The sequence below is a fragment of the Arenibacter amylolyticus genome (assembly GCF_002150785.1).
In the GTDB taxonomy this organism is placed as follows: domain Bacteria; phylum Bacteroidota; class Bacteroidia; order Flavobacteriales; family Flavobacteriaceae; genus Arenibacter; species Arenibacter amylolyticus.
The window spans coordinates 236603-248889 of record NZ_MTAZ01000004.1; the positions used below are offsets into that span (position 1 = coordinate 236603).

General features: G+C 41.5%; 8 protein-coding genes. 7 read left to right on the forward strand and 1 reads right to left on the reverse strand.

Features of this window, described 5'->3' with window-relative positions; translation table 11 throughout:
- Window positions 1-51: 51 nt before the first annotated feature.
- The 6 genes from recO to BV214_RS01800 all read left to right on the forward strand — a co-directional run bounded on the left by recO (window position 52) and on the right by BV214_RS01800 (window position 9384).
- Window positions 52-771, forward strand: coding sequence for a DNA repair protein RecO (recO, locus tag BV214_RS01775; RefSeq protein WP_086475747.1), 720 nt, complete (start codon window positions 52-54; stop codon window positions 769-771).
- Entirely contained in the window at window positions 755-3184 is a 2430-nt protein-coding gene (locus BV214_RS01780) for a TonB-dependent receptor (RefSeq protein ID WP_245806731.1), read from the forward strand. The genes recO and BV214_RS01780 overlap by 17 nt, the downstream gene beginning before the upstream one ends.
- A gap of 396 nt (window positions 3185-3580) precedes the next feature.
- Window positions 3581-4531 (forward strand): DUF4382 domain-containing protein, encoded by a 951-nt coding sequence (locus BV214_RS01785; RefSeq protein ID WP_086475749.1) that lies wholly within the window; start codon window positions 3581-3583, stop codon window positions 4529-4531.
- Window positions 4532-4779: 248 nt separating this feature from the next.
- Entirely contained in the window at window positions 4780-8181 is a 3402-nt protein-coding gene (gene ileS / locus BV214_RS01790) for an isoleucine--tRNA ligase (RefSeq protein ID WP_086475750.1), read from the forward strand.
- Window positions 8182-8185: 4 nt separating this feature from the next.
- Window positions 8186-8569 (forward strand): TraR/DksA family transcriptional regulator, encoded by a 384-nt coding sequence (locus tag BV214_RS01795; RefSeq protein WP_086475751.1) that lies wholly within the window; start codon window positions 8186-8188, stop codon window positions 8567-8569.
- Between the two features lie 164 nt (window positions 8570-8733).
- Window positions 8734-9384, forward strand: coding sequence for a lipoprotein signal peptidase (locus BV214_RS01800; protein ID WP_086475752.1), 651 nt, complete (start codon window positions 8734-8736; stop codon window positions 9382-9384).
- On the opposite strand, the gene BV214_RS01805 is transcribed toward BV214_RS01800, so the two are convergent.
- The gene (locus tag BV214_RS01805) at window positions 9356-9916 is read right to left on the reverse strand and encodes a 5-formyltetrahydrofolate cyclo-ligase (protein WP_086475753.1); all 561 of its coding nucleotides are present in this window, start codon (window positions 9914-9916) and stop codon (window positions 9356-9358) included. The two genes, BV214_RS01800 and BV214_RS01805, sit on opposite strands and share 29 nt — an antisense overlap.
- Window positions 9917-10498: 582 nt before the next feature.
- Here BV214_RS01805 and uvrC point away from each other — a divergent pair.
- The gene (gene uvrC, locus BV214_RS01810; protein WP_086475754.1) at window positions 10499-12286 is read left to right on the forward strand and encodes an excinuclease ABC subunit UvrC; all 1788 of its coding nucleotides are present in this window, start codon (window positions 10499-10501) and stop codon (window positions 12284-12286) included.
- Window position 12287 lies beyond the last annotated feature (1 nt).

Consider the following 12287-nt stretch of genomic DNA (forward strand, 5'->3'; position numbering starts at 1 on the left):
AAGAGTTCATTTGGTAATAGTGTTCAATTTTTAACCCTAAATACATTCACTATGCAGGTCACTACGAAGGCCATTGTGCTGAAAGCCATAAAATATGGGGAAACCAGCCTGATAGTTACCATGTACACCCTTTCTAGCGGAATACGGACCTATATGTTAAAAGGGGTGCTGGCGGCAAAGAAAGGCAAGCTAAAGGCAGCGTACTTTCAACCCTTGGCGCAGCTAGAAATTGTTGCGGTTCACAAGGATAAAGGCACTTTAGAACATTTAAAAGAAGTGAGGGTGAGCTATCACTTTCAGAGTCTCCATACTCAAATTGCCAAAAATGCCATTACCTTCTTCTTAGCCGAAATGATTGCGAATAGTATTCATGAGGAAGAGCCCAATACAGAGCTTTTTCATTTTATGGAAGCCTCTTTTCAATGGCTAGATACCCATAGCGATTATGCTAATTTTCACCTGCATTTTCTTTTGATGCTTAGTAAGTACCTAGGCTTTTTCCCCGATATGGAAAATAAAGACTACCCCTGTTTCGATCTTTTGGAGGGAGAATTTGTAAAAGAACCTTCCCTAAACCCTATTCTAGAGGGGAGGGAACTATTTTGTTTTAAAAGCATTTTGGGCATAGGTTTTGATGGCATAGAAGGGATTAAGTTGAATAAAAATGACAGGAAGAACCTGTTGAAAAACCTGGTGCTTTTTTATGAGTTGCATCTACAGGGGTTTAGAAAACCGAAAACGTTGGCAGTGTTAAATGAGGTGTTTAGTTAATATGAAAAGGACCGTATTTGTACTTGTCCTTTTGCTTTTTTATGGGGTTAGAGGTCAGGAAATTATTGTGTTGGATGCAGATGATCGGCAGCCGATCTCCAATGTGGTTGTTTATAACGCCGATAAGTCTAAAACAGCGCTATCAGATTTTGATGGGGTGTGCAACCTCTCCCAGTTCCAGGAGGGAGAGCGTATTACCCTGAGACATATCGGGTATCAGATGGTGAAGGCTACCAAAGAAAATCTGTTGAAGAGGGGAAAGGTGTATATGACCTTAGATGCCGAACAATTGGATGAGGTGGTTATGTCCATTTCCAAATGGGAACAACAACGAAAAGATATTCCTCAGAAAATTGAAGTGATCAATGCCCAAAACATCGCGTTTACCGCGCCTCAAACCTCGGCTGATCTCCTTAGTAATAGCGGAAAGGTCTTTGTGCAAAAAAGTCAGTTAGGGGGAGGGAGCCCAATGATACGTGGTTTTGCAACCAATAGATTGTTGATTTCCGTAGATGGGGTACGCATGAACAATGCGATCTTTAGAAGTGGTAATATCCAAAATATCATCTCATTAGATCCCTTTACCGTGAGGAGTACCGAAATTATTTTTGGACCCGGTTCCGTTATCTATGGCTCAGATGCTATTGGAGGGGTAATGAATTTTTACACTAAAAAACCGCAGTTTTCTTCCCAGGATAGCCTTTTGGTTACCGGTACTGGAGGTTACAGGTATGCTACGGCCAATAGTGAAAATAGCTTTCATGTAGATCTTAATTTAGGTAAAAAGGAATGGGCCTTTTTATCCAGTTTTTCATACAATGATTTTGGCGACCTGAGGATGGGGTCGCACGGTCCGCAATCTTACCTGCGTACGCAGTATGTGGTAAATGGTATGGGAGAAGGAGATGTAATTAAGCAAAACAAGAATTCTAAATTGCAGCGCCCAACTGGCTATGATCAGCTAAACCTGATGCAGAAAGTGGCCTATAAACCTAATAATAATTGGAATATAGACCTAGGACTGTTTTATTCGGAAACCTCCGATTTTGATAGGTACGACAGGCTGATTAGGCCTTCCAAGGATGGGGACGGACTCCGATCTGCAGAGTGGTACTACGGTCCGCAAAAGTGGTTTATGGGGAATCTTCAGTTTTATCAAGACGGACTTAGAAAATTCTATGATGGGTTAAAAATAACTGCAGCTTATCAAAACTTTAAGGAGAGTAGAAATGAGCGTGGTTTCCAGGAGGACTACCTATACAGTACCCAAGAAAATGTGGATGCACTTAGCCTAAATGTGGATCTTGAAAATAAGAGAATGGGCAACTTCAGGCTTTATTATGGGAGTGAGTATGTGTACAATAAGATTGGATCCCATGGTCATAGGCTGCACCTAGGGGACAATACCAATCAGCCATCCGCTTCCCGTTATCCCGATGGGTCTAGTTGGCAAACGCTGGCCGCTTATATAAGTGGGGAGCTCAAAGCAAAACCCAATTTCACCCTCTCATCCGGCCTGCGCTATAGCCATGTGTGGATAAATGCAGATTTTGATCATAGCTTTTACCCGTTTCCTTTTAAAAATGCCGATCTAAGTACTGGCGCTTTAACGGGGAGTGTGGGATTTAGTTGGTTCCCTAGAACGGATTTGCAGCTCACGCTAAACGGTTCTACAGGCTTTAGAGCACCTAATATAGATGATATAGGAAAAGTCTTTGATTCCGAGCCAGGGGCTGTAGTAGTCCCCAATGCGGATTTGGAACCAGAATATGCCTATAATATGGAAATAGGGGTTCGGAAGAATTTTAAGGACCGGTCTACCATTAAAGCAGCAGCCTTTTATACGTATTTGGTAGATGCATTGGTACGTCGCGATTATCAATTTAATGGGCAGGGTGAAATTGATTATCATGGAGAAATGAGCAGGGTGCAGGCCGTGCAAAATGCTGCAATGGCCTATGTGCATGGATTTGAGATTGGAGTGGATGTTTATATGACCGAAAACCTATCCTTGGTTTCCAACTTAACCGTAACCAAGGGGGAGGAAGAAGAGGATGATGGGTCGCATTCTCCAGGTAGACACGTGGCGCCGACTTTTGGGGATGTTCACCTTGTTTGGAAGAACCACAGGCTAAAGACCGATCTTTTTGTTAACTATAACGGTGAGATTTCCCATAGCGATATGGCTCTTTCCGAAAGGAAGAAAAGCTATATATATGCGCAAGATGCCAATGGAGACACCTATTCTCCTTCTTGGTATACCCTAAACCTACGTTCCCAATACCAGGTTTCCTCGCCATGGACCCTGCACCTGCACTTAGAAAATATAACGGATCAACGCTACCGTTCCTATTCTTCAGGGATTGTAGCCCCTGGAATTAATTTAATACTCGGTGCGCGCTATTTGTTCTAAATGCTACACTGCAGGGGGAAGAACAACATAGGGGTGGCCTTAACCATGTAAGGTTCAATCCCGCTACAGTAGATTGGTTCCTTTAAGGTTTTTGGTGCTTATTATATCCCTTCACAGGGATGTGGTAGGCCGTATTCATTGGGGGCAATAGAAATTTCTGTCCGCTGAGTTTGGCATGTAGTATTGGCTATTTATATTTTAGCATCGCTCAGTTGGGCCACTAAAATGTGCATCCCTGTCCCAGAGGGCAATGCGCACCTAGTTAATTAGCATTTTAATCCGCTGGGAGTCAAAAGGGTAGTGTTTGCTTGTGTACTTTTAACATTTTTGGGGTAGGGATAAGTTAGATTGAGTTGTTTTATTAGTAACTATTCAAATTAAATTATTATGAAGTCTATGAAAAATTATTTAAAGAATGCAGGATTGATGTTATTTGCTGTAATGGCAATGGTATCATGTGAAAAAAGTGATGATTCTTCCATGGAAGGTGAGTCGTATAATACTAGTTTTGAAATTACTGATGCCCCCGTTGATAATGCCGATGTAAAGGCTGTTTTTGTTACCATAGCCAATGTGTCTGTAGACGGAAAAGCACTGGAAGGCTTTAGCGCTACTACGGTAAACCTAGCCGCTTTAGTAAATGGTAAAACCAAGGCTTTGGGTAATTTGGATCTGCAGGCAAAATCGTATTCAAACATTGTTTTTGAATTGGATTTTGATAAGGATGTCCAAGGTAACTCCCCTGGTTGCTACGTAGAAAGAGCAGACGGAACAAAAGACGCCATAGCAGCCTCTTCCAACAAGATTAAAGTGACCGATACTTTTGAGATCCTTGCACAGGCTAACAATAAAATTGTGGTGGATTTTGATCTTAGGAAAATTATCAAGGAAGAGAAAAGCACCTTGTCTAGCGACTACGATTTTGTAACGATGGCCGAGCTTTCTGCTGGTATTAGAACGGTAAACGCCGCGGTGACCGGAAAAATTTCCGGAATGGTAAACGATTCTAAAAACACTTCGGATAAGATTATTGTGTATGCTTATGAGAAAGGTAAATTCAATGCCGATGTGGAGACTAAAGGGAAAGGTGAGAGTAATGTAACCTTTGCCAACGCAGTAACCAGTTCTGAGGCCAAAGGCCTAAATGGATCCTATAGCTTGGAATTTTTGAAAGAAGGAGAGTACGAGCTTGTTTTTGCCTCTTATAAGGAGGATGCACAAGGTGAATTGTCTTTTAATTCCATGTTGGAAGTAGAGTCTACCACCGGACTTAACCTAGGTGCAATCAATATAACCTCTGCTTTAAATATTACTGCTTCCGTTAGCGTTACGGGGACTGTACAGTAAGAAATCACAAAGGTTTAATAATTTTAAAAGGGGCTGTCCGTTTGGACGGTCCCTTTTTTTTATTCGCATCAGATTGAAGGCGATAAGAATTGGATTTTTAATAAAACGACCAGAAAGGAGGTTCATTTAGTTTGATGAAAAACCAAGTGGAATGATAAAAGATTTTTTTACCGGGGCTAAGATGGGTAAAAATTTGTATAGATTTAGTAGTTTTGCAAACTTAAAATGAAGCATTAGAAGCTGTTATTATGAAGTTTGCAGAATATAAGGGATTGGATTTGCCCAAAGTGGCAGAAGAGATATTGAACTACTGGAAAGAGAACGCCATTTTTGAAAAAAGTGTTTCCTCTCGGGAAGGTAAAGAGAGCTTTGTCTTTTACGAAGGTCCCCCGTCTGCCAACGGTTTGCCAGGGATACACCATGTAATGGCCCGTACCATAAAAGATATCTTCCCAAGATATAAGACCATGAAAGGCTTCCAGGTAAAGCGAAAAGCTGGTTGGGATACCCACGGTTTGCCTATAGAATTGGGTGTTGAAAAGGAATTAGGGATTACCAAGGAGGATATTGGGACCAAGATTTCGGTGGCAGAATATAACGCAGCTTGTAAGAAGGCCGTAATGCGCTATACGGATGTATGGAATTCCATGACCGAAAAAGTAGGGTATTGGGTAGATATGGAGGATCCTTATGTTACCTATAAATCCAAATACATGGAGTCTGTTTGGTGGTTGCTTAAGCAGATTTACGATAAAGGGCTTATTTACAAAGGATATACCATTCAGCCCTATTCCCCCAAAGCAGGGACCGGCTTAAGTTCGCACGAGCTCAATCAGCCTGGAACCTACCAAGATGTTACTGATACTACAGTAGTGGCCCAGTTTAAGGTGAAAAAAGACTCCTTGAACGGTGTTTTTAAAGGTTTGGAGAACGAGATATTTTTTTTGGCGTGGACTACCACTCCATGGACCTTACCTTCTAATACGGCGCTTACCGTAGGTCCCAAGATAGATTATGTGGCGGTTAAAACTTTTAACCAATACACTTTTGAGCCTATGACGGTGGTTTTGGCCAAATCCTTGATAGGAAAACAGTTTACCGGTAAGTACTACCTTGCGGAAAGTGAGGCAGACCTGGCCAACTATACTTCCAAGGACAAGAAAATTCCGTATCAGATCGTTGATGAGGTGAAAGGAGCCGATTTAGTAGGGATTCGATATGAGCAGCTATTAGACTACGCGCAGCCCTATCAGCATCCGGAAAATGCCTTTAGGGTAATTTCGGGCGATTTTGTTACTACGGAAGACGGTACCGGAATTGTGCATACCGCACCTACCTTTGGTGCAGATGATGCCCTTGTAGCCAAGCAGGCAGAACCAGAGGTGCCACCTATGTTGGTGTTAGATGAGAATAACAATCCTGTGCCCCTGGTAGATCTACAAGGAAAATTCCGCCCAGAACTTCAAGAGCTGGCCGGAAAATATGTGAAGAACGAATATTATGAGGATGGTGAGGCGCCCGAAAGGTCTGTAGACGTGGAGATCGCCATCAAACTAAAAGAAGATAACAGGGCATTTAAGGTAGAGAAATATGTGCATAGCTACCCCAACTGCTGGCGTACCGATAAGCCTATTCTGTATTACCCATTAGATTCTTGGTTCATAAAAATTACCGAGGTAAAAGATAAAATGTTCAGCCTTAACCAGACTATTAATTGGAAGCCTAAGGCTACCGGAGAAGGCAGGTTTGGAAATTGGTTGGCAAATGCAAATGATTGGAACCTTTCTCGTTCGAGGTATTGGGGGATTCCCCTGCCTATTTGGCGTACCGAGGATGGCTCGGAGCAACGCATCGTTGGTTCTGTGGCAGAGCTTAAGGAAGAAATGCAGAAAGCGGTGAAAGCCGGATTCCTAGAGGAAGATATCTTTAAGGACTTTGTAGTTGGGGATATGTCCGAGGAGAACTACGAAAAAATAGATCTACATAAAAACATTGTGGATGGGATTACCCTAGTTTCCGATTCTGGAAAACCTATGAAACGCGAAAGTGACCTTATAGATGTGTGGTTCGATAGTGGATCCATGCCCTATGCACAATGGCATTACCCCTTCGAAAATAAGGAATTGATAGATCAAGGGACTACATTTCCTGCCGATTTTATTGCTGAGGGAGTAGACCAGACCAGAGGGTGGTTCTATACCCTGCACGCCATTGCTGCAATGGTGTTCGACTCCGTGGCCTACAAAAACGTGGTTTCTAACGGGCTGGTGCTAGATAAAGAGGGAAAGAAAATGTCTAAGCGTCTTGGGAATGCAGTAGACCCATTTGAGACGATGGACGAGTTTGGACCCGATGCCACTCGTTGGTATATGATCTCCAATGCCAATCCGTGGGATAACTTAAAATTTGATGTGGAAGGGATTGCGGAAGTGAAAAGAAAGTTCTTTGGAACACTCTACAATACCTACTCCTTCTTTGCTTTATACACCAATATTGACCAATTTGATTATTCGGAAGACGATGTGCCGTTGGAAGAGCGACCAGAGATAGATCAGTGGATTTTGTCCGAATTGCATTCGCTGATCAAGACCGTAGACGAGGCGTATGGCGATTATGAGCCTACAAGGGCAACAAGGGCCATTTCCAATTATGTGCAGGAACACCTCAGTAACTGGTATGTTCGCCTAAGTAGAAGACGTTTCTGGAAAGGGGATTATCAGCGCGATAAAATATCCGCTTATCAAACCCTGTATACCTGTTTGGAAACAGTGGCAAAATTGTCTGCACCTGTAGCGCCATTTTATATGGACCGACTCTATAAGGATTTGACCAATACCACCAAAAAGGAACCTTTTGAAAGCGTTCATTTGGCCGATTTTCCAAAGTACGATCCAGCAATGGTGAATAAAGAGTTGGAGAGCAAGATGGATAAAGCCCAAGTAATCTCCTCTTTGGTATTGTCTATTAGGCAAAGAGAGAAAATTAAGGTGCGTCAACCCCTGCAAAAAATTATGATTCCTGTGCTGGACGAAAACCAGAGAAGGGAAGTGGAAGCAGTGGCAGAGTTGATTAAATCTGAGGTTAATGTTAAGGAAATAGAGCTGTTGGACGATGCTTCCGGAATTTTGGTGAAGCAAATAAAACCCAATTTTAAAACTTTGGGGCCAAGGTATGGCAAGGATATGAAGCAAATAGCTGCGGAGGTTGCCAAGCTAGATCAAGAAGATATCTTGAAAATTGAACAAGAAGGCGAAATTAATCTGCAGATTAATAATAAAAGTGTTACTTTACAGCTTGAGGATGTAGAAATATCCTCTCAAGATATTGAAGGTTGGTTAGTGGCAAGTTCAGGCTCCATCACAGTAGCTTTGGACGTATCCATTAATGAGAACCTTAAAAAGGAAGGTATCGCTAGAGAACTGGTGAATAGGATTCAGAACCTTAGAAAGGATTCTGGATTTGAGGTAACGGATAAAATAAATGTTACCCTGTTAAAAAATGGTTTTGTTGAGGAGGCTGTGGATAGTAATATGGCCTATATTAAGTCCGAGACCTTAACAGCAGAGCTAAATTTTGTAGAAAGCTTGGAGAACGGTGTAGAGATAGCTTTCGATGAAATAAATACGAGATTATTCATTGTAAAACATTAGTATTATGGCCGAAGATTTAAAAGTAAGATACTCAGATAAGGATTTAAGCGAATTTAAAGCCTTGATAGAGGAGAAGATCGAAAAAGCAAAAAGTCACCTAGAGCTTCTTAAAAGTTCATATATGAATGATGGGAATAATGGTACGGATGATACCTCGCCCACCTTCAAAGCTTTTGAGGAAGGTTCGGAGACCATGAGTAAAGAAGCAAATACCCAATTGGCAATCCGTCAGGAGAAGTTTATTAGGGATTTGAAGAACGCCTTACTGCGTATAGAAAACAAAACCTATGGCGTATGTCGTGTTACAGGGAAATTAATTAATAAGGAGCGACTAAAGCTTGTGCCGCATGCCACCCTGAGCATCGAGGCAAAAAACATGCAAACCTAACAAATGAAAAAAACGCCTGAAAAGGCGTTTTTTTTTAATGCGATTTTTTTGTGTCCATGTTTTTTGTTAGCACAAACAATTGCTTTCTAATTCCATAACCGGTAAGTACCTCCAGGGGAAAATCGAAAAATATGTCTATTTTTGCCGCATCTATTTTTTAAGTAATGAATTTAAAAAAATCGCTTATCATTATTCTCCTGATCCTCTTGGTAGACCAGGTGAGTAAATTCTATATTAAAACCAGCTTTATGTTGGGAGAATCGGTAGAAGTTTTTAGCTGGTTCAAAATTTTGTTCATAGAGAATGAAGGGGCCGCTTGGGGCACCAAGCTAAGCGATATCCTGCCTATTTCCGATAGGGCAGGGAAACTAGTACTCACAATTTTCAGGCTTTTTGCAATTGTAGGGATTGGCTATTGGTTGTTAGATACCATTAAGAAACACGCCTCCAAAACCCTAATCATAGCAGTATCCTTAATATTTGCCGGAGCGTTGGGGAATATCATAGATTCCGTATTTTACGGAGTAATCTTTGATCATAGTTATTCTCAGGTGGCTACTGCCTTTGCAGCAGAGCCCTATGGGAGTATTTTTCACGGGAAGGTGGTAGATATGCTATACTTTCCAATGATAGACACGGTGTGGCCATCCTGGGTCCCTGTAATTGGAGGGAATACCTTCCGCTTCTTTGAGCCGGTGTTTAACATTGCGGATATGGCTATTAGTACTGGAGTCGGAATTCTGATCGTCTTCAATAAAAAAGCCTTCGGACCCTCTCCGGAAGAGGCTAAAACGAATAAATCCGCTCAGGAGTAACGCAATAGTCCATAGGGACATCGTGGGGTTCGCTGTCAGATATCTCATCCTCAGCCGGGAAAAATGAAAGGCCTACCTTTATAAGGTCTGGCCTGCAGTCTTTAAGCAAGCTGTCATAAAATCCCTTGCCATATCCTACCCTATTGCCTTTAAGGTCAAATGCCAGTAAGGGCATAAATACCACATCTAGCTTATTAGGGGGAATCTCTATTCCATCTACGGGTTCTGGAATGTTCCAATGATTTTTCTTGATAATACTGCTGTCGGTAAGTAGGTAGTTAACCAATTGTTGATTGTCGGCCATTTTTGGAAGCACCACATTTTTATCCTTGCCTTGCAAAATGGATAAGAGCATGCTGGTGTCTACCTCTTTTTGTTCGGTAATGCTTAAAAATAAGTGGTAAAAGGAATAATCCCAGATAGGGACTTTTAAAAGTTGATTGGCAATAGCTAAACTGAAATCATCAACTTGCTGATTGCTAAGATCTTTTCGGCGATTTTTGTAGCGCAACCGCAAATCCTTCTTCAGCATACGTAAAAGTTATGAGTAGGGGGCGTGATTCCTTTTTGGGGAATAGTGGATTAAATTTATTGGGAAAGCTATTCTTTGGTGGATACCTTTAATTTGTAATAGACCTTAAAAATGCCCATTATAATTAAGTATGTTCCGAGCGTAATGATGTAATTGTCCATTGTTTTGTCGCCTTATTTTTTTTAAATATAGCAAAAAAAGAGGTAGATTATCCGTAAAAAGCACTATTTAATCGATGAAATGCACTGTTTTTAACGTTTCATTATGGTTTGGAGGGGTTTTTCAGGCCAAAAACCTTGTTTTCTGGTCCGAGTAGCCAAAAGCTATACCCCTAAAACTGGAGGCTATTTATTGTATTAGTAGCTGGTTTCTAGAGTGCTATGTCTAAGTGGTTAGCTATAGGAAAATGACCTTCCCGTGGTGGGAGGGAAAAAATAAAAGCCTTTTGGGATGGTCTAAGGATTAAGCTTTCTAGCTCAGGGTATTTTGTAGTGTCCATTAAAAACTGGGATTTCCTATGAGCTCTAATAAAATCGCAGTAATTTTCGTTACTAATTAATAAAGGAGAAACCTTAAATAATAATGCCTTATATACCTCTTGAAGTTCAATTGAGATCGCTGCCCGAAAATCCGGGAGTTTATCAATTTTATGATGCCGAAGAAAAGATACTCTATGTGGGGAAAGCCAAAAACCTTAAAAAAAGGGTGGGTTCCTATTTTAATAAAAAGCACGAGTACGGAAAGACTCGGGTCCTTGTAAAAAAAATTAAACAGATAAGGCATATTGTGGTTCCAACAGAATCGGACGCGCTGCTGTTAGAGAACAACCTAATAAAAAAATATAGGCCTCGGTACAACGTGCTGTTGAAAGACGATAAGACCTATCCGTGGATCTGTATAAAAAACGAACGGTTTCCCAGAATTTTTCCCACCAGAAGATTTATCAAAGATGGGTCTGAGTATTATGGGCCCTATACCAGTATGAAGACCGTACACACCTTGTTAGATCTTATAAAAAGTGTGTATCCGTTGCGTACCTGCAATTATGACCTTTCCCCAGATAAAATTGCGGGAGATAGGTATAAGGTCTGTCTAGAATATCATTTGGGAAATTGTAAGGGGCCTTGTGAGGGATTGCAATCCGAAGAAAACTACAACCGTCAAATAGCGGATATCCGAGAGATTATAAAAGGCAACTTTAAATCGTCCTTACACTACTTTAGAAACCAGATGAAAACCTTGGCCGAGGAAATGAAATTTGAGGAGGCCCAGAAGATCAAGGAAAAGATAGAAGTGCTAGAAAACTACCAGGTGAAATCAACCATCGTAAACCCCAACATCAATAATGTGGATGTGTTTACCATTGTCTCGGATGATGCCTATGCCTATATTAACTTTCTTCAACTTTCGCATGGATCCATTATCCGGTCTCATACCATGGAAATAAAGAAAAAGTTGGATGAAACGGATGAGGAGTTACTGCAATTGGCGGTGGTAGAGATTAGGCAGCGATTTAACTCCCAGTCTAAGGAAATTTACCTACCATACCGCATAGAGCTAGAAAAGCATCTGAAAATTGTGGTACCCAAATTGGGGGATAAAAAGAAGATTATGGAACTCTCGGAGCGGAATGCCAAATTTTTCCGTCAGGAGCGATTTAAACAGATAAAAATAATTGACCCAGATAGGCATACCAATCGCCTAATGGCGCAGATGAAGACCGATCTCCGATTGTCTAAAGAACCCCGGCATATAGAGTGTTTTGATAACTCCAATATTCAGGGGACCCACCCGGTTGCGGCCTGTGTAGTGTTCAGGGATGGTAAGCCCTCCAAAAAAGAATACAGGCACTACAATATTAAAACCGTGACGGGGCCAGATGATTTTGCCTCCATGGAAGAGGTGGTCTTTAGGCGATATAAGCGGTTAATGGAAGAGGAAGAGTCCCTACCAGAGCTTATCATTATAGACGGGGGAAAGGGGCAGTTGTCCGCAGCACTTAAAAGCTTGGATGCCTTGGGACTTAGGGGTAAGATAGCTATTGTGGGCATCGCCAAAAGATTGGAGGAAATATTTTTCCCGGAAGATCCCATCCCGCTGTATTTGGATAAAAAATCTGAATCCCTTAAAACAATACAGCAACTACGGAATGAAGCACACCGGTTTGGGATTACCTTCCATAGAAACAAAAGAAGCAAGGCGGCTATTAATTCGGAGCTAGAGTCTATAAAGGGGATTGGGGGTAAGACCGTGGAAACCTTGCTTAAAAAATTTAAATCGGTAAAAAGGGTCAAGGAAGCCAGCTTAGAGCAGCTGGCAGAAACCGTGGGAAGCGCCAAAGCAAAAATAATTTATGAAACCTTTCATTAAT